Below are 18283 nucleotides of genomic sequence, written 5' to 3'. Positions count from 1 at the left end.
AAGGCGCCCTCCCGTCACCGGGAGGGTGCCTTTCCTGCGCGAAGGGTCGTCGTCAGAGCGACCGTTCGGCCGCTTCCACGACGTTGGTCATGAGCAGCGCGACCGTCATCGGGCCGACACCTCCCGGGTTCGGGGAGATGTAGCCCGCCACGTCGGCGACATCGGGGGCGACGTCGCCGAACACGAGGCTCTTCCCCGTCTCCTCGTCGGTCTCGCGCGTCACACCGACGTCGAGAACGGCCGCGCCGGGCTTCACGTCTTCCGCGCGGATCAGGTGCTTCACGCCGGCCGCGGCGACGATCACGTCGGCCTCACGCAGGTAGCGCGGCATGTCGACGGTGCCGGTGTGCGTGAGGGTGACCGTGGCGTTCAGGTCGCGCCGGGTGAGCAGCAGTCCGATCGAGCGTCCGATCGTGACGCCGCGCCCGACCACCACGACATGCTTGCCCTTGAGGTCGTAGTCGTTGCGCAACAGCAGTTCGATGACCCCGCGCGGCGTGCATGGCAGCGGCGTGTGGATCGGGCTGTTGACGTTCAGCACCAGGCGCCCGAGGTTGGTCGGGTGCAGGCCGTCGGCATCCTTGGCCGGGTCGATCCGCTCGAGAATCGCGTCGGTGTCCAGATGCTTGGGCAGCGGCAGCTGCACGATGTAACCGTGGCAGGCCGGGTCGGCGTTGAGCTCGTCGATCAGCGCTTCGACGTCGGCTTGGGTCGCTTCCGCCGGCAGCTCGCGCTGGATCGAGTTCATCCCGATCGCCTCGGACTGCCGATGCTTCATACCCACGTACAGCTGCGACGCGGGGTCGGCGCCCACGAGCACGGTGGCGATCCCGGGCGTCACCCCCTTGCTCTTCAGCGCGGCGACGCGCTCGGTGAGCTCGGCCCGGATCGCGGCCGAAGCCGCCTTCCCGTCGAGGATCTTCGCGGTCATGGTGTCTTCCTTACGTCGTCACCGCCGAGTGCACGGTCTCCCGTCGAGCGCACGGCTTGTTCACGTCGACAAGCCGTGCGCTCGGCAGTACCCCGTGCACTCGCGAGAGGGAGGTGCTGCGGAATTACTGCTGCAGGTCCGGGTAGAGCGGGAACGCGGCGGCCAGGGCGTCGACGCGGGCGCGCAGGGCCTCGACGTCGGCCCCCGGGAGCAGCGCGAGGGCGATGATGTCAGCCACCTCGGTGAACTCGGCATCGCCGAAGCCGCGGGTCGCGAGCGCGGGCGTGCCGATGCGCAGGCCCGAGGTCACCATGGGCGGACGCGGGTCGTTCGGGACGGCGTTGCGGTTCACGGTGATGTGGATGTCGTGCAGGAGATCCTCGGACTGCTTGCCGTCGATCTCGGCGTCGCGCAGGTCGACCAGAACCAGGTGCACGTCGGTGCCGCCCGAGCGTACGGAGATGCCGGCGTCCTTCACGTCCTGCTGCGACAGGCGCTCGGCGATGAGCTTCGCCCCGCGCAGCACACGCTCCTGGCGCTCCTTGAACTCGGGGGTGCCGGCGAGCTTGAACGCCGTGGCCTTGGCCGCGATCACGTGCATGAGCGGTCCGCCCTGCTGCCCGGGGAACACCGCGGTGTTGATCTTCTTGGCGAGCTCGGCGTCGTTGGTGAGGATGAAGCCCGAGCGCGGGCCGCCGATCGTCTTGTGCACGGTCGAGGAGACGACGTGTGCGTGGGGCACCGGGTTCGGGTGCAGACCTGCGGCGACCAGACCGGCGAAGTGCGCCATGTCGACCCAGAGCAGCGCGCCGACCTCGTCGGCGATCTCACGGAACGCGGCGAAGTCCATCGTGCGCGGGTAGGCCGACCAGCCGGCGATGATGACCTTCGGCTTGTGCTCGATCGCGAGGCGACGCACCTCCGCCATGTCGATCGTCGAGGTCTCGGGGTCGACACCGTAGGCGACGATGTCGTACAGACGGCCGGAGAAGTTGATCTTCATGCCGTGCGTGAGGTGGCCGCCCTGGTCGAGGGACAGACCGAGCAGGGTGTCGCCCGGACGGGCGATCGCGTGCAGGACCGCCGCGTTCGCGGAGGCGCCGGAGTGCGGCTGCACGTTCGCGAACTCCGCACCGAACAGGCTCTTGGCCCGCTCGATCGCGAGGGACTCCGCGACGTCGACCTCTTCGCAGCCACCGTAGTAGCGGCGTCCGGGGTAGCCCTCTGCGTATTTGTTCGTGAGCACGGAGCCCTGCGACTGCAGCACCGAGACGGGCACGAAGTTCTCCGACGCGATCATCTCGAGGAAGGTCTGCTGACGCTTCAGCTCGCGATCCAGGACCTGAGCGATCTCGGGGTCGACCTCGGAAAGCGGGGCGTTGAAGTAACGGTCGGTCATGATGACGTGCTCCTTTGACAACGGATTCGAAAGGGGTGTTCCTATCGGCCCAGGCGCGCGGTCGAATTCCGTGGTCAGTCGCTCCCCGGTGGTAGTCCACCCAGACGCCAGTCGCGACGGTTACGAGCATAGCCGATGCGAGCCGCCGCGCACGCTGCCGTCTCATGGCGGTCACAGAATCGATTCGAGTTCTGCCATTCCGCTGAGCGGCACCGACGGGTAGGTTTTGTTCATGGTCCTTCCTCATCCTCTTCCGCTCGTTCCCGTGCCCGTGTCCGCCGTCGCACGAGAGGGACGGATGCCGATAACCGCGAAGACGCGCGTGCGCGGTTCCTCCCCCGCAGCCGCCCAGCTGATCGACGCGGTCGAGCGCCGCAGTGGCATCCGGCTCTCCGTCGTCGACGAGGCCCCCGCCGACATCGAGTTGATCGTCGACCCGGAATCCTCGGCGCCGGAAGGCTACACACTCGAGATCGGCGATCAGGCCATCGTCGTCGGGGCCGACGAGGCAGGGCTCTTCTACGGCGTGCAGACACTGCTGCAGCTGCTGCGCCAGGACGACTCCGGTTGGGCGCTGCTCCGCGCCGACGTCGCGGACTCCCCGCGCTTCCCGCGACGGGGCGTCATGCTCGACGTCGCCCGGCACTTCTTCGGCGTCGACGATGTGAAGAGGTTCATCGACAGCACGAGTGCGCTCAAGTTCAACCACCTGCACCTGCACCTGAGCGACGACCAGGGGTGGCGCGTGCACATCGACTCCTGGCCGCTGCTCACCGAGCGCGCCTCCGGCACGTCGGCGAACGGCGACCCCGGCGGCTTCTACTCGAAAGACGACTACCGCGAGCTCGTGGCGTACGCCGCCTCGCGCCACATGATCGTGATCCCCGAGATCGACCTGCCCGGGCACACCCACGCGATCGGCGTGGCCTACCCCGAGCTCGTCGAGGCGCCGGTGCTGAACGACAACCTCATCGCGGATTCCGCGCGTCTGGGCCAGCCGTTGCCCGTCGCCGGCGAGACCTACCTCGGCTGGGGTGTCGGCCATTCCAGCGTCCGCATCCACGAGGAGCGCACGTACGAGTTCGTGCGCGACGTCGTCCGCGAATTGGCCGAGATGACGCCGGGGCCGTACATCCACATCGGCGGCGACGAGTCGCTCGGCACTCCCCAGGACGACTTCGATCTGTTCGCCGCGCGCGCGACCTCGATCGTCGTGGAAGAGGGGAAGATCCCGATGGCCTGGCACGAGATGGGCTCCGCGGCGAACATCGCCGAGGGCACCGTCGGGCAGTACTGGGGGAAGACCACGCCCGAAGGCACTCACGCCGAGGAGGCCGCCCATTTCGTCGAGCGGGGCGGTGCTCTCCTCATGTCGGCGGCTGACGTCACCTACCTCGACATGAAGTACACGGAGGACTTCCCCCTCGGACTCACCTGGGCGGCGATCATCGACGTCCGCTCCGCCTACGAGTGGGAGCCCACCGCGGTGCTCGACGTCCCCGAGGCCGCGATCCTCGGTGTGGAGGCCCCTCTCTGGTCGGAGACCACCCGCACGATCGACGAGGTCGAGCAGCTGGTCTTCCCGCGCGCCGCTGCGCAGGCCGAGGTCGCCTGGTCGCCACGAGAGGCACCGGAGCGCACGTGGGAGTCGTTCCGCCTGCGGGTCGGGTCGTTGGCGCCGCTGTGGAAGGCTGAAGGGGTCGATTTCCACCCCGCAGACGAGATCCCCTGGAGCGCACGTTGAGCACCCACTCCTCTTCGACCGGTTCGCTGGTCATCCACTCCGCGCGGATCATCGATCGCGGCGACATCGTCGAGGACGGCTGGATCCGGGTCGAGGACGGTGTCGTGACGGACCGCGGGACGGGATCGGAGTGGACGCCGGCGGACGAGATCGTCGACGCGACCGCCGTCGCCGGCGCGGGCGCCCTGCTCACTCCCGGCTTCATCGACATCCACGGGCACGGAGGCGCCGGTGCCGCGTTCGACGACGGCATGGAGGCGATCCGCACCGGACGAGACCTGCACCGCGCGCACGGCACCACCCGCGCGGTCATCTCGCTCGTGACCGCGTCGCTGGACTCCCTCGCCCGCAGTGTCGCGCTCATCGCGGATCTGACCGAGACGGATACCGACATCCTGGGATCGCACCTCGAGGGGCCCTTCCTCGACCCCGGGCATCACGGAGCCCACGAACCCTCGCTTCTCCGCCATCCGGCGGCCGCGGATGTCTCCCGCCTCCTGGATGCCGGCCGCGGCACCGTCCGTCAGGTCACCATCGCGCCGGAGCTCCCCGGCGGGATCGACGCGATCCGACAGATCGTGGCAGCGGGTTCCGCGGCCGCCGTCGGCCACACCGATGCGGATGCCGCCATGGCGATCGCCGCGTTCGAGGCGGGAGCCTCCATCCTCACCCACGCGTTCAACGCGATGCCGGGGATCCATCACCGCGCTCCGGGGCCGGTTCTCGCGGCGGCGGCCGATCATCGTGTGGTGCTCGAGGCCATCGCCGACAACGTGCATCTGGACCCGCACGTCGTCAAGCTCGTCTTCGACTCCGCCCCCCGGCGGGTCGCGCTGATCACCGATGCGATGGCGGCCGCCGGGAGTGCCGACGGCCACTACGACCTCGGCGCGGTGAGCGTCACGGTGCGCGACGGCGTGGCGAGGGCTGACGACACCGGATCGATCGCCGGATCGACGCTGACGCAGGACGTGGCCCTGCGGCGGACGGTGCAGGCAGGCGTGTCGCTGCCCGAGGCCGTCCGCGCGCTCACGGAGACGCCGGCACGGGCGATCGGCCGCGATTCCGCTCTCGGCGGTCTGCGCAACGGGATGCTCGGCGACGCCGTGCTCCTGGATGCGGAACTGCGCGTCGCGCGCGTGTGGTCAGGACCCCGGCTGCTCGTCTGAGACGGCGCCGCGCGCGACGCGCAGCTCTGCGCTCTCCGGTCATGCATGTGTGACGGGGCGGGAGGCCGCCGTTCCCCAGATCGGCGGCCTCGTTCCCCCTCGTGAGACGGGCGGCCGGGTTCTCCTCCCCCGAGGATCCCGACCTGCCCGACCAGTGCGAATGCCCCCCGCACCAGTGCCTGGATCCCGCCCCCCGGTGGGATCCTCACGGCTGTCTCTATGGGATGAGACGACGCTCCTCCCGATTCATTACGCGACTTCTCGAAATTCCTTCGAGAAGTTCTTCCCGATCCTCGGATCGAACGTGCGGGAGGCCGCCGCTCCCCAGATCGGCGGCCTCGTTCCCTCTCGTGAGACGGGCGGCCGGGTTCTCCTCCCCCGAGGATCCCGACCTGCCCGACCAGTGCGAATACCCCCCGCACCAGCGCCTGGATCCCGCCCCCCGGTGGAATCCTCACGGCTGTCTACATGGGATGAGACGACACTCCTCCCGATTCATTACGCGACTTCTCGAAATTCCTTCGTACGAGTTTCGGGGACCCCCGACATCCGGCTCCAGCGGCACCTCTGGCGAACCCGGGCATCGCCTTGGAGTTCCGGGAAAGGGTGGCTTCCCTGGGAGATTCGCGAGAGAATGGAGAAGTCGCGTGATGAGAGGCGCTCTCATGCGTCTCTTCCCGTGGAGGCGCACCTGCGCCCGGCGACAGATGGATGATTGTGCACGAAGAGAACACGACACACGACGAAGCGATCGGCGACGCCGACCTGATCCTCCGCACCCGTTCGGGCGACACGGAGGCGTTCGGTGAACTCTGGCGACGACACTACCCGTCGGGTCTCTCCGTGGCCCGCTCGGTCACCTCGTCGATCGACCCCGATGACCTCGTGCAGGAGTCGTACACGCGCATCTATCAGGCGATCATCAAAGGGGGCGGGCCGAACGGATCCTTCCGCGCCTACTTGTTCACGAGCATCCGCAACACGGCGGCAGGCTGGGGACGCGCCCGCCGCGAGACCGCGATCGATGAACTCGACACCGTCGCCGACCCCGACACCACCGATCAGGCTGCGAGCGAGGCACTCGACCGCAGCCTCACCGCGCAGGCTTTCCGCAGTCTCCCCTCCCGCTGGCAGGAGGTGCTCTGGTACACCGAGATCGAGCAGATGAAGCCGCAGGAGGTCGGCCCTCTCCTCGGGATGAAGGCCGGCGCCGTGTCGCAGTTGGCCTTCCGCGCCCGCGAGGGTCTGCGCGAAGCCTGGATCCAGGCGCATCTGCGCAGCGCCGAAGACGGCTCCGAGTGCCAGTGGACCATCGAGCACCTGGGCGCCTACTCACGTGGCAACCTCAGCACGCGCGACCACAAGCGGCTCGAGCTGCACCTCGATGAGTGCGCTCGATGCATGATCGTCGCGGCCGAGGCGAAAGATGTCTCCAAGCGTCTCGCCCTGGTGCTCCTGCCTCTCGTCCTCGGCGTCACCGGCGCCGCCGGCTACCTCGCCACGCTGCAAGGCGCCGGCACGCCGATCGTCGCGCTGGCGGCCATGCCGTCGAGCATTCCCGGAGCCGTCTTCGCCGGTGACCCCGGTGCTTCACACGCCGCGACGGGCCTCGCTGCGACCGGTGGTTCAGGTTCCGGTGGCGGGGCCGGCGGCTCGGCGGGAGGCACCGCCGGCTCATCCGCCGGTGCCGGATCCGCGGGTGGTGTGTTCACCGGGATCGGCGCGCTCGTCGGTGTGGGATCGGCCGCTCTGGTGGTCGCCGGTGTCGTCGCTGCCGCCACGATCCTTCCCGGACTCGCCGGCGCCGACCCGGCGACCTCGCTTCCGAGCGCGGGGGACGAGGACCCGTCGTCGATCTCGGCGGACGTCGGACCGGACGAGAAGCTGAGCCTCGACGAGCCCGTCGTCATCGAGCCGCCGGTCACCGTACCGGAGCAGCCTCCTGCGCCGCCGGCCGTGGATCCGGTGCCGGGAGCAGATGAGGTGGGTCCGGCCGCCGCCGCGCCTCCCGCCACCCTCCCTCCCGTCACGCCCCCTCCGGTCACGGTGCCACCCGTGGACCCGGTCGACCCCGTGGACCCGGTCGACCCCGTGGACCCGGTCGACCCCGTGGACCCGGTCGACCCGGGTGTCCCCACGGAGGCTCCCGCGTGGGAGACCGCCACCATTTGGTTCAACGGCCTCCAGGTCCACTACAGCGTTCCGATCACCGGAATGGCCGGTCAAAGGGTCGAGGCCCTTCTCGACGACAGCACCGGCGGCGGTGACAGCATCCTGCTCGACGAGTCCGGCTTCGGCGTCATCGATCTCCGCCCGACTTTCTGGCAGTTCGTCGACGCGGACATCACAACCGTCACCTTCCGTTACGTCCTCGCGTCGGGCACCAGCCCCTCCACGGTCACCACACTGCTCGAGCTCGAGCCCAACCGTCCCGAGGGTCCGGAAGAGGAGGCTCCGATCGTGTCCGCCACCGCGACGCCGGACACCGCGAGCGATGTGTCGACCACCTCACCTGCGGCGTCCGAGCCGACGTCGGTGGCCGACCCTGTGACGGCTCCCGCACCTGCACCCGTCGACCCCGCACCCGTCGATCCCGCGCCCGTCGAGGCCACGCCCGTCGAGGCCACGCCTGTCCCCGCAGACTCGACCGAACCCGCACCTGCGCCTCTGACCGAGGCCGCCGCTGCCCCGGCTGAGGACGCCCCCGCCGCCGAATAGACTGGATCCATGTCCTCGGATCCAGCTCCTGTCCCCGGCGTCGACCGCCCGGTCATCACCGCTCTCGACATCGTCCGCGCCGTCGTCCTCATCGTCGCCGTGGCCTCTCTCGCCCTCTGGGGCTTCGCGAGCTGGGATCTTCCCTGGAACGTCGTCATCGGCGTCGGAGCCCCCGTCGTCGTGATCCTGATCTGGGCGCTGTTCCTGTCGCCGCGTCCGGTCCTGCGCGTGCACCCTTTCCTCCGCGCCGCCGTCGAGTTGCTGATCTACGTCGGAGTCACCATCGCCTGGTGGTCGATGGGCCAGGCGCTCATCGGCACGGCCTTCGCCCTCGTCGCGGTGGCCGCCGGTGTGCTCAGCGGCCGACGCGCGCTGTCTTAAGGCTTCTCTCGTGAGCACTCCGTCGTGAGCACGCCATCATGAGCGCCCTCTCCCTCCTGCAGGAATCCCTCGGAGCGCTCGTCGACACCGACGATGCCTCGCTCGAACAGGCCAGGGCCGACCGCTCCGGTCATGCCGCAGTGGGCCGTCCACTCGCCGTCGTCCACGCGGAGCGGATCGAGCATGTGCAGCAGACCATGCGCATCGCCACCGCCACCCGCACTCCGGTCGTGATCCGCGGCGCCGGAACCGGGCTGGCGGGCGCCGCGAACGCAGGAACCGGCGAGATCGTGCTGTCGCTGCGCCGGATGACAGCGATCAACGAGATCCGTCCCGATGATCTGCTCGCCGTGGTCGAGCCCGGAATCCTGAACGCCGACCTCAACGCCGCACTCTCCGAGCACGGGCTGTGGTGGGCGCCCGACCCCGCCAGTCGCGACATCTCGACCGTCGGCGGCAACATCGCCACGGGCGCCGGCGGTCTGCTCTGCGCCAAGTACGGCGTCGTGCGCGACGCGGTACTCGGGGTCGACGTGGTACTCGCGGACGGGCGGCTGATGCACCTCGGGCACCGCAGCGTCAAAGGCGTCACTGGACTGGATCTCACCGCACTGATGGTCGGCTCGGAAGGAACGCTCGGAGTCGTCGTCGGGGCCACCCTGAAGCTGCGCCGTCTCGTCCCCGGCGAGATCTGCACCGTCACCGCGACCTTCCCCGGCGTACGCACCGCGGCCGCCGCCTCCGCCGCCGTCACCGCTGCCGGCGTCCAGCCGGCGATCATGGAGCTGATGGACGCCGCGAGCCTCTCCGCCGTGCATGCTCTCCTCGCGCTCGCTGTTCCCTGGAGGGCGCGGCCCAGCTGACCATCCAGACGGACGGCCCGGCGGCTGCCGCCGAAGCGGACACGATCGCCGCGATCCTGCGCGATCACGAGGGGGCGGTGATCGTCTCCCATGACCGCGACGAGGGCGAGCGCCTCCTCGCCGTCCGACGGTCGATGCACGCAGCGATGGCATCGCTGGGCACGACGCTGATCGAAGACGTCTCGGTACCGCGCAGCGCCATGCCGGCGATGTTCGACGAGATCGCGCGCATCGAGCGCGAGTACCGCATCGTGATCCCGACGGTCGCCCATGCCGGCGACGGCAACCTGCACCCGAACTTCATCTTCGAGGGGACGGAGACGCCGCCGCACGTGTGGGCGGCAGCAGACGAGCTCTTCCGCGCCGCCATCCGTCTCGGCGGCACCCTGACAGGCGAGCACGGCATCGGAGTCCTGAAACGGCGCTGGCTCGCCGAGGAGTTGGGTGACGACCAATGGCAGCTCCAACGTCAGATCGCCGCCGTGTTCGATCCGCTCGGCATCCTCAACCCCGGAAAGGTGTTCGCCTCCGATGCCTGACATCCATGTGAGCGCGGCGGTGATCGTCGATGAGTCCGGACGCGTGCTGGTCGTCCGCAAGCAGGGCACGACCATGTTCATGCAGCCGGGCGGCAAGCCCGAGGCCGGCGAGTCCGCCGCGCAGACGCTGATCCGCGAGCTCGACGAGGAACTCGGGCTGGTCCTCGACGAAGCCGACCTCGAGCCTCTCGGCACGTTCGTCTCCGCGGCAGCGAACGAACCGGGGCACCGGGTCGTCGCAGAGGCTTTCGCGACCTCCGTCGACCCCGGGGCGGTGAGTGTTCAGGCAGAGCTCGCCGAGCTGCGGTGGATCACCCCGGCCGACGTCGCCACGCTTCCGCTGGCGCCGCTGAGCGTCGAGCACCTGCTCCCGATCGCCTGGCCCGCGCCGGCGAGCTGAGCGCGCCGGCGCGGCGCTCGGGCAGGCCTCAGATGCCCTGCCAGGCGGGCTTGTTGGCGAACGTGTAGCGGTAGTAGTCGGCGAGTGCGAGGCGCGACGCCGCGGCTTCGTCGACCACGATCGTGGCGTGCGGGTGCAGCTGGATCGCAGAACCGGGCAGGAGAGCCGTGAGCGGTCCCTCGACCGCTCCGGCGACGGCCTCGGCCTTGCCCTCGCCGAAGGCGAGCAGCACGAGGTGACGCGCCCTCAGGATCGTTCCGAGCCCCTGGGTGATGCAGTGCATGGGAACGTCGTCGATCGAGTCGAAGAAGCGGGCGTTGTCTTCGCGCGTCTGCTCCGTGAGCGTCTTCACGCGAGTGCGGGACGCGAACGACGATCCGGGCTCGTTGAAGCCGATGTGTCCGTCCGTGCCGATGCCGAGGATCTGCAGGTCGACGCCCCCGGCGGCATCGATGGCCGCCTCGTAGTCATCGCCCGCGTGCTGGATCGTCGCCTGCGCACCGTTGGGGACATGGATGCGCTGCGGGTCGAGGCCGAGCGGCTCGACGACCTCACGGGTGATGACGGAGCGGTAGCTCTCCGGGTGCGCGGGGTCGATCCCGACGTACTCGTCGAGGGCGAAGCCGCGCACCTGCGAGACGTCGTGACCCGCGAGCTGCGTGCGCAGCGCCTGGTACACCGGCAGCGGTGTCGATCCGGTGGCGAGGCCGAGGACCGCATCCGCACGACGCGCGATCAGCTCCACGATCTCGGTGGCGACCAACGCACCGGCAGCCTCGGCATTCTCGACGATGACGACCTCAGCCATGGGGAACGATCTCCTTCTCGGTGATGGAAGCGCCGACGAGTGCGGCGCCGAATGCGGCGGCGGGAGAACCCGCGGGGAGCAGTTCGATTCTCTCATCCAGGCGGAGCGACCGCATGAACGGTGACGCCTCGGCGCCCGCGTGCAGGGCGGCGCGGATGCCGTTCTCGAGCCGGTCTCCGAGAGCGGTGAGTCCTCCCCCGATGACCACCGTCTCGACGTCGGCGGAGAGCACGAGAACCCGCACGGCGGCTGCGGCTCCGTGGTAGAGGTCGTCGCGAAGGGAGAGTGCCAGCGGATCGCCGGCGTCCGCCGCGTCGAAGATGTCCCGGATCGGCAGCGCACCGGGGCGACCCCACGCCTTGGCCAGCGCGCCCCCACCGCAGAAGGTCTCGACGCAGCCGTGCTGTCCGCAGCCGCACAGTCGTCCACGCGGATCGACCGAGAGGTGACCGACCTCGCCGGCCGTTCCCCGCGCGCCGCGCCAGATGCGCCCGTCGATCACGATTCCGGCGGCGACGCCCGTTCCGAGGTTCAGGTAGGCCATGGACCCGGCGACTCCGCTCAGCACCGCGGCTCCGAGCGCCGCGGCCTTCACGTCGTTCTCCACCCGGAAGGGGACACCGAGTGCACGCTCGGCCGTGGCAGCGAGGTCCAGGGACTCCACCCCGAGGTTGACGGCGTGATCCACGCGGCCGGCCTCGGCGTCGACGAGTCCGGGGATCCCGATCCCCACGGATCCGACGTCGTCGAGGGCGAATCCGCTCTCGACGGCGAGGGCGGTGACCGCCGCGACGATGCTCTCGACGACGGCGTCGTCACCCCAGCCGGTCGGTCGGCGCAGTCTCCCCCGGATGTCTCCGGACGGATCGACGGCGACCGCGTCGATCTTCGTACCGCCGACGTCCAGGCCCACTCGAATGGGCCGACCGGAGCGGTCGGCACTGCCGGCACCCATCATCGGATGCTGCTCCCTGCCGTGACGGTGATGGTGGCGTCGACGATCACGACACTCCCAGCTGTCCGGAGAGCACCATGACGGCGGCTCCTCGCAGGACGATGTCCTCCTGGTGCGTCAGCCGTACCACGACATCCTCGAAGACGCCCTCGAGGGTCCGCGCGTGCAGCGTCTCGATGGCGGCGTCGATCAGGATGCCGTCGAGCAGCTCGGCCGGTCCGGAGAGCACGACCTCGGAGAGATCGAGCGCCGCGACGATCGGGGCGACCGCGATGGCCATCCGCGTTCCGGCATCACGGAGGATCTCGTCTCGCGCATCGGGGTCCGCAGCGATCGCCGCGCCGAGGCGGCTCACGCTGAGCCACGCTTCGAGACAGCCGTCCTTGCCGCACGCGCAGCGCGGTCCGCCGTCGGTTCCGACCACGACGTGACCGATCTCCCCTGCGGCGAAGCGGCTGCCGAGCAGAGGCTGGCTGCCGGTGATGAGACCGGCGCCGACGCCCTTGCCGATCTTGATCAGCATGAAGTCGGCCTTGGCGTCACCGAAGGTGTACTCCGCGAGCACCGCTGCGTTGGCGTCGTTTCGGGCGAGGACGGGAAGGTCGAGGTCGACGCCGAGCTTCGCCTCGAGCGGGAAGTTCGTCCAGCCGAGGTTGGGCGAGCTGAGGACGAGGCCATCGGGACGCACCACACCGGGCGTGCCGATTCCCACACCCAGCAGAGGCTGGGTCGATGCGGCGACGAGGGCGTCCGCCAGCTCACGCAGTGCCGCATAGGCCGCCTCGCCGTCGGGCGATGCGGGGCGGGCCACCTCGCGCCGCTCGAGCACATCTCCGTCGAGACTCAGCACCGCACCGGTGAAGGCGTCCGGTCCGGAGAGGTCGAGACCGACGATCTGATGCCCGAAGCGGTCGATGTCGATGAGGATCGGCGGCTTGCCGGGGCCGACGGCCTCACGGACGCCCATCTCGATCACGATGCCGTCGGCGATGAACTCTGCGACCAGGTCGGAGATGGTGACCCGGGTGAGTCCGGTCTCCCGGGAGAGGTCGGCACGACTCATCGCGCCGGCGTGGTAGAGCGTCTGCAGCACGAGGGCGCGGTTGTGCCCTCGTGCGTGCTCGGGCAGCACCTTGGATCGTGAGCGCAGGTGGCGCCCGGGGCCGAAGGCGTGCGCATTCGCACCGACGTACTCTGACGGCGATGCGGAACGCTGTTCATCCGAAACGGACATGTTTGTTAGTAGACCTTACGAACAAAATTTGCGCAACCTCTACCCGCGGACGCGCGAGCAGGGTTACCGAAACGTTACATTACTTTCGATCGTCTTCGGCGACCGTGTTCGAGCGCTCGAGGAGACGCTCCACCAGGCCCGCGACGATCTGCTCCCGCGCCTCGATCGTGAGCGGCTTCCCCGGCACGCCGGGACGGCGCTGAGCGGGTTGCGGACCGTCAAGGGGACGATACCGCACCCCGGCGGCGGCGAGCCGGCGCAGATGGGTCGGCAGGCGGCGTCCGAAGCCGGCATACGGTGCGGCGTCGCCTCCTTCCCAGAGTCTCTCGGCGATCGCCGAGAGACGCGGGAACACCGCGAAGTCGACGCGATCCGCTGTCGGCAGATGCTCGCTCCACACGTTCGCCTGTCCCCCCACTGCGCCATCCACGACGCGCAGCGTGTAGGCGCGCTCGATCGTGAGCGGCGGACCGACCCTGATCGGTTCCTCCTCGGACTCCGACTGCGGGTAGTCGAGATAGACCTCGAGGTCGGGGCACGCCACGACCTCGATACCGAGACGCAGCGCCTCGCGCATCGCCGCCGGGCCGCGCCAGGCGAGGATGCGCACCCCCTCGGGGACATCCCCTTCGAGAACCTCGTCCCAGGCAAGCGCGGTGCGCCCCCGGGAACGCACGTGCGCCACGAAGTGCGCGGTGAACCACGGCTGCACGTCATGCGGCGTGGCGAGGCCGAGCTCACGCATCCGCGCGCCGGCCGCTGCGCTCTGCGCCCACTCGGTGACCGGCACCTCGTCGCCGCCGATCCCGATCCACTCCGAATCGAAGGCATCGCACAGCGCATCGATCGCCGCACGTCCGAAGGCCAGAGCGGCATCCGTGGGCGCCAGGGTGCGCGGGTTCACCCCGAAGCGCTCCCAGGCGGAGGGCGCCGGCTCCCCGACGTCGAGGTTGCCGAGCTCGGGGTACGCGGCGAGGCCCGCCTGGATGTGCCCCGGCAGTTCCACCTCCGGCACGAGGGTCACGAATCGCTCGCGAGCGTAAGCGACCAGATCGTGCAGTTCCGCCGTCGTATAGAACCCCTCGTGCACACCGGGGACGACGGTCGACGACGGACCGTGTCCCAGCTGTGTCGCCTCCCGCCGCCCGCCCACCTCGGTGAGCCGGGGGAAGCCGGGCACCTCGAAACGCCAACCCTGGTCGTCGGTGAGGTGCAGATGCAGGACATTCAGGTGATGGTCGGCGAGAAGGTCGATGAACCGGCGGACCTCCTCGACGCTCCGGAAGTGCCGGGCGACGTCGAGCATGGCTCCGCGCCAGCTGTACGCGGGCGCCCCTTGCCAGACCCCCGCGGGGATCAGCGCCGTCGTGGCATCCGAGTCCCGGAGCTGTCGCAGTGTGGTCGCGCCCCGGAACACGCCCACGGGACTCGCGCCCCTGACCTCGATCCCGGACGCGCTCACGGTCACCCGGAAGGCCTCGTCGCCGATGCGGCCGGCGACGGCGGCATCCGCGCCGAGGGACTCGTCGATCACCAGACGGATCGGCGAGAGTTCGCCGTCGCCTCCCTCGCCGCCCAGGCGCGCCACGGATGCGCGGAGATCAGCGGCGGTGAGACCAGAAGCGGTGGTACCGGAAGCGGTGATACCGGAAGCGGTGATACCGGAAGCGGTGCGGATCGGCGTCCGTTCCGTCCACAGGAATCCCGGGGCGGCCGGATCGATACGAGCATCGACGCGCGGCACCGTTGCACGGTGCGGCGGCGGCGGCATCCGCAGCGCGCGGCCGGGAATGAGTCCGGTGACGTCACCGTCCGACACCACCGGTACGCCGTCGACCAGTACCTCGACGATGCCCTGCGGGGCGGTGAAAGGCGCCTCGAAGGTCGCTCCCGCCGCGATGGTCTCCGGATCGAACAGCACCAGGTCCGCGGTCGCACCCTGCGTGACGATGCCACGGGGTGCATCGCCGCGATCGAGCCCCAGACGCCTGGCCGGAGTTCCGGAGAGGTGACGGACGGCTTCCTCCCAGGTGAGGATGCCGAGTTCGCGCACGTAGTGCCCGAGGTATCGCGGGAATGTGCCGCGCCCGCGCGGGTGCGGCCGGGCACCGATCAGGATCCCGTCGCTTCCGCCCGCGTGCCGCGGATGCCGCATGATCGCGCGGACGTTCTCCTCGTCGCCGATGTGCATCAGGATCCCGGTGGCCCCGGCATCGTCGAGGATCGTGTCGAGCACCACATCGACGGCGCGGCGGCCGGTCGTGGTGGAGATCTCGGCGATGGTGCGTCCGACGAGATCGGCCAGGGCCGGATCGGCGGTGCCGGAGATCTGGATCTGCGTCCAATCGGCCTTCTCACCGTGGAAGCCGTCGCAGCCGACCTCCTCGAGCTCCACGCGCACGGCCTCTCGGCCGGCACTGTCGAGCCCGGCGATGGCACCGAGCAGATCGCCGGTGGCTGCGAGCCTGCTGGGCAGCAGTGCGGAGAGGGTGGTGGCGCCGGGAAGATAGGGATACGTGTCGAGCGTGACGTCCACGCCATCCGCGATCGCCTCGTCGACCAGAGTCAGCAGGTCACGCGCGCGACCCCGGTTCGGAGCGAAGTTCATGGTGGCATGGGTCAGATGCACGGGGCATCCCGTGCGACGGCCGATGTCGAGCGCTTCGCGGTATGCCTCGAGCGCCCCTCCCCCGTAGCTGCGGGTGTGCGGCGCCCAGTAGCCGCCGCGTTCGGCGACGACGCGGCACAGCGCCTCGAGCTCGGCGGTGTCGGCGTACATCCCCGGCGTGTAGGTGAGTCCGCTCGACATCCCGAACGCTCCCGCATCCAGCGCTTCGCCCAGGAGGTCGGCCATGGCGGACACCTCGGCCGACGTCGCCGGACGGTTCTCATGACCGACGACCATCATCCGCAGGTTCCCCTGCGGTACGAGGACAGCGGCGTTCGCGACCGCTGCGGCGTCGATCGCCACGAGCAGATCGTCCATCGTCCGCCATGGCACCTCGGCGGGCATGCCGTTCCATCCGGCGATCTGCGCGGGGATGACCGCGGCCGCCGCATCGTCGAGGGGCGCGTACCCGAGCCCGTCCTGACCGAGCACCTCGGTCGTGACGCCCTGGCGGATCTTCGCGTCGTGCGCGGCACCGCTCAACACGGCGAGTTCGCTGTGCGCATGCATGTCGATGAATCCGGGGGCCAGCACGAGGCCGTCGGCTCCGACCTCCACAGCCCCGTCGGGAAGCGCGAGCACCGGCTCCGATGCCCCTTCGGGGATGATCGCCACCACCCTCTTCCCCTCCACGGCGACGTCGGCGACATACCTCGGCGCGCCCGTCCCGTCGATGACGGTGGCTCCGCGATAGACCCGGACCAGGCCGGCGGCCGCCTTCTCCGCGCTCAGAAGCATGTCGCCACCGCTCCGATCACCCGCGGGTCGGCGGCGTCCGGATCGTCGATCACCGCGACCACCCGCCATTTGTCGAACGCCGTGCAGGGATGTGAGAGTCCCAGCCGCACGACATCGCCGACGGCGACCCTCGCGTCATCCGCGAGGCTCAGGAACGCGTGCTGGTCGTTCAGCGCGGTGATCGCACCCGCGACGCTCTGGGGAACGGGCAGGTCGAGATCGAAGGGCACGTCTCGACGACCGGCGTCGAGCAGCGCGAGGCCGTCCTCGGGCTGCGACACCACGCGCGACCAGGCGTGCATCGCAGAACGCAGCGGTGCGGTCCCGGTGAGCGGCCCGAAGGGCGACATACGGGAGTAGAAGCCGTCGTCGTGGATCTGGAAGGCGCCGGAGCGCAGCACGACATCCGCCTCGGCGCCCACCGTCCCGAGCACCGCCGCCGCCCGGTCGGGGAAGGAACTGCCGCCGGCGCTCAGCACAGGGCGCACGTCGTCCGGGTACTCCAGCCGCGTGTGCAGCTCGATGAGCATCTCCAGGTAGGCGTCGACCGCGGCCACGGAGGTATCGCTGCGGTCCGGCCCGAACGGCCCCTCGTATCCGGTGACGCCCGCGAGGCGCAGTCCCGGGGCGGCGGCGATGGCCTGCGCGATGCGCTCCCCCTCCGCCACCGTGCGCGCGCCGGTTCGACCGTGTGCGCCGCCCAGCTCGACCAGCACGTCGAGCGGACGCGACGCATCGCGCATGCCGTTCGCGAGGATCATGACGCCGTCGAGGGAGTCGGCCCAGCACAGCACACGCAGCCCGTCGTCCGCACCGAGCAGGGATCCCAGTCGGCGCACCGCCGCGGGATCGGTGACGGCGTTCGCGATGAGCACGGTCGAGACGCCGGCATCCACGGCCACTTCGGCCTGCCAGGGCGTCGCGACCGAGATCCCCCACGCGCCCGCGTCGAGCAGCCGCTGCCACAGGGCCGGCGCCATGGTGGTCTTGCCGTGTGGAGCGAGCAGCACGCCACGGTCTTTCGCCCAGGTGAAGACGGTCTCCTCGTTGTGCGCGAGGGCACCCTCATGCACCGTCAGGACCGGGGTGACCAGATCGGAGAGGTGCAGGCCGGCCTCGGCCACCTCGGCGAGACGCAGTCCCGCAGCATGCGCCGGGAAGCCCTTCGTCCAGGCGCCGAGAACGGGATCCGGAATTTGTAGAGGCATCTAACAATGCTACTAGGCTTGACGGCATGACCGAGAAGATCCGCGTTTCCACCGATGCCGCCCCCGCCCCCGCCCACACGTTCTCGCAGGGGATCCGCAAGGGCCCGTTCGTGCAGGTGTCCGGTCAGGGCCCCGTCGACCCGACGACGAACGAGTACCTGTTCCCCGGCGACGTGGCCGCCCAGACCACCCGCACGCTCGAGAACGTGAAGGCGATCGTCGAAGCCTCCGGCGCGACGTTCGACGATGTCGTGATGCTGCGCGTCTACCTGACCAAGCGCGAGGACTTCCCGATCATGAACGACGCCTACGGGGAGTTCGTGACCGCGCACACCACGAACGGGGTGCTGCCCTCGCGCACCACCGTCTTCACCGGCCTGCCGCGCGAGGAGATGCTGGTCGAGATCGACGGCATCGCCATCGTCGACTGACCGGGGCGAAGCGGGGAGGAACGCTATCACGGACCGTTGCCTCCCCGTTACCTCCCATCCCGTACCATTGGACGTCAGGACACGTTTGAGAACCGGG

General features: G+C 69.8%; 13 protein-coding genes, 1 pseudogene and 1 riboswitch. Of the genes and pseudogenes, 7 read left to right on the top strand and 7 right to left on the bottom strand.

What is annotated here, in order from left to right; translation table 11 throughout:
* Nucleotides 1–52 precede the first annotated feature (52 nt).
* Together MST3598_RS05275 and glyA are read right to left on the bottom strand one after the other, a co-directional pair.
* On the bottom strand, nt 53–931 hold the full coding sequence (locus tag MST3598_RS05275; RefSeq protein WP_021198834.1) for a bifunctional methylenetetrahydrofolate dehydrogenase/methenyltetrahydrofolate cyclohydrolase: 879 nt from the start codon (nt 929–931) through the stop codon (nt 53–55).
* Between the two features lie 124 nt (nt 932–1055).
* Complete coding sequence (glyA, locus tag MST3598_RS05270; protein ID WP_021198835.1) at nt 1056–2330, bottom strand: serine hydroxymethyltransferase; 1275 nt, start codon at nt 2328–2330, stop codon at nt 1056–1058.
* Nucleotides 2331–2370: 40 nt separating this feature from the next.
* A riboswitch (ZMP/ZTP riboswitch) is annotated at nt 2371–2455 on the bottom strand.
* A 107-nt stretch (nt 2456–2562) separates the two neighbouring features.
* Here glyA and MST3598_RS05265 point away from each other — a divergent pair.
* The 6 genes and pseudogenes from MST3598_RS05265 to MST3598_RS05240 all read left to right on the top strand — a co-directional run bounded on the left by MST3598_RS05265 (nt 2563) and on the right by MST3598_RS05240 (nt 10144).
* On the top strand, nt 2563–4074 hold the full coding sequence (locus MST3598_RS05265; protein ID WP_081860195.1) for a family 20 glycosylhydrolase: 1512 nt from the start codon (nt 2563–2565) through the stop codon (nt 4072–4074).
* Nucleotides 4071–5243: an N-acetylglucosamine-6-phosphate deacetylase gene (nagA, locus tag MST3598_RS05260; protein WP_096359476.1), complete on the top strand. Its 1173-nt coding sequence runs from the start codon at nt 4071–4073 to the stop codon at nt 5241–5243. The genes MST3598_RS05265 and nagA overlap by 4 nt, the downstream gene beginning before the upstream one ends.
* A 717-nt stretch (nt 5244–5960) precedes the next feature.
* Nucleotides 5961–7961: a sigma-70 family RNA polymerase sigma factor gene (locus MST3598_RS05255; RefSeq protein WP_168436361.1), complete on the top strand. Its 2001-nt coding sequence runs from the start codon at nt 5961–5963 to the stop codon at nt 7959–7961.
* A 9-nt stretch (nt 7962–7970) separates the two neighbouring features.
* Nucleotides 7971–8342: a YrdB family protein gene (locus MST3598_RS05250; protein ID WP_029259531.1), complete on the top strand. Its 372-nt coding sequence runs from the start codon at nt 7971–7973 to the stop codon at nt 8340–8342.
* Nucleotides 8343–8380: 38 nt separating this feature from the next.
* Nucleotides 8381–9744, top strand: a pseudogene (locus tag MST3598_RS05245) (FAD-binding oxidoreductase).
* The gene (locus tag MST3598_RS05240; RefSeq protein ID WP_021198841.1) at nt 9737–10144 is read left to right on the top strand and encodes an NUDIX hydrolase; all 408 of its coding nucleotides are present in this window, start codon (nt 9737–9739) and stop codon (nt 10142–10144) included. Before MST3598_RS05245 ends, MST3598_RS05240 begins: the two are co-directional and overlap by 8 nt.
* Nucleotides 10145–10172: 28 nt before the next feature.
* Here MST3598_RS05240 and nagB read toward each other — a convergent pair whose 3' ends face one another.
* From nagB to MST3598_RS05215, 5 genes are all read right to left on the bottom strand, one after another.
* A complete protein-coding gene (nagB, locus tag MST3598_RS05235) occupies nt 10173–10952 on the bottom strand; it encodes a glucosamine-6-phosphate deaminase (RefSeq protein ID WP_021198842.1) in 780 nt (259 codons plus the stop codon).
* Entirely contained in the window at nt 10945–11910 is a 966-nt protein-coding gene (locus MST3598_RS05230) for an ROK family protein (protein ID WP_021198843.1), read from the bottom strand. Before MST3598_RS05230 ends, nagB begins: the two co-directional genes overlap by 8 nt.
* Before the next feature lie 43 nt (nt 11911–11953).
* A complete protein-coding gene (locus MST3598_RS05225; RefSeq protein WP_021198844.1) occupies nt 11954–13141 on the bottom strand; it encodes an ROK family transcriptional regulator in 1188 nt (395 codons plus the stop codon).
* Nucleotides 13142–13220: 79 nt separating this feature from the next.
* A complete protein-coding gene (locus MST3598_RS05220; protein WP_029259528.1) occupies nt 13221–16547 on the bottom strand; it encodes a family 20 glycosylhydrolase in 3327 nt (1108 codons plus the stop codon).
* Nucleotides 16538–17755 carry an alanine racemase gene (locus MST3598_RS05215; protein WP_231494453.1) on the bottom strand — a complete coding sequence of 406 codons (1218 nt, stop codon included), beginning with the start codon at nt 17753–17755 and terminating at the stop codon, nt 16538–16540. The genes MST3598_RS05220 and MST3598_RS05215 overlap by 10 nt, the downstream gene beginning before the upstream one ends.
* 26 nt (nt 17756–17781) lie before the next feature.
* Here MST3598_RS05215 and MST3598_RS05210 point away from each other — a divergent pair, with 26 nt between their 5' ends.
* Nucleotides 17782–18186: a RidA family protein gene (locus MST3598_RS05210; RefSeq protein ID WP_021198847.1), complete on the top strand. Its 405-nt coding sequence runs from the start codon at nt 17782–17784 to the stop codon at nt 18184–18186.
* Nucleotides 18187–18283 lie beyond the last annotated feature (97 nt).

It is taken from the genome of Microbacterium sp. TPU 3598 (assembly GCF_002356155.1).
Taxonomy (GTDB): domain Bacteria; phylum Actinomycetota; class Actinomycetes; order Actinomycetales; family Microbacteriaceae; genus Microbacterium; species Microbacterium maritypicum_A.
This window is presented reverse-complemented; position numbering and strand designations above follow the sequence as displayed.

What these genes read in the sequence shown, in the direction of transcription:
- MST3598_RS05210 (WP_021198847.1), top strand. Translation starts at nt 17,782, where the DNA reads ATGACCGAGAAGATCCGCGTTTCCACCGATGCCGCCCCCGCCCCCGCC.
- MST3598_RS05225 (WP_021198844.1), bottom strand. Translation starts at nt 13,141, where the DNA reads ATGTCCGTTTCGGATGAACAGCGTTCCGCATCGCCGTCAGAGTACGTC.
- nagB (WP_021198842.1), bottom strand. Translation starts at nt 10,952, where the DNA reads ATGGCTGAGGTCGTCATCGTCGAGAATGCCGAGGCTGCCGGTGCGTTG.
- MST3598_RS05230 (WP_021198843.1), bottom strand. Translation starts at nt 11,910, where the DNA reads ATGATGGGTGCCGGCAGTGCCGACCGCTCCGGTCGGCCCATTCGAGTG.
- MST3598_RS05275 (WP_021198834.1), bottom strand. Translation starts at nt 931, where the DNA reads ATGACCGCGAAGATCCTCGACGGGAAGGCGGCTTCGGCCGCGATCCGG.
- glyA (WP_021198835.1), bottom strand. Translation starts at nt 2,330, where the DNA reads ATGACCGACCGTTACTTCAACGCCCCGCTTTCCGAGGTCGACCCCGAG.
- MST3598_RS05265 (WP_081860195.1), top strand. Translation starts at nt 2,563, where the DNA reads ATGGTCCTTCCTCATCCTCTTCCGCTCGTTCCCGTGCCCGTGTCCGCC.
- MST3598_RS05250 (WP_029259531.1), top strand. Translation starts at nt 7,971, where the DNA reads ATGTCCTCGGATCCAGCTCCTGTCCCCGGCGTCGACCGCCCGGTCATC.
- MST3598_RS05215 (WP_231494453.1), bottom strand. Translation starts at nt 17,755, where the DNA reads ATGCCTCTACAAATTCCGGATCCCGTTCTCGGCGCCTGGACGAAGGGC.
- MST3598_RS05240 (WP_021198841.1), top strand. Translation starts at nt 9,737, where the DNA reads ATGCCTGACATCCATGTGAGCGCGGCGGTGATCGTCGATGAGTCCGGA.
- MST3598_RS05220 (WP_029259528.1), bottom strand. Translation starts at nt 16,547, where the DNA reads ATGCTTCTGAGCGCGGAGAAGGCGGCCGCCGGCCTGGTCCGGGTCTAT.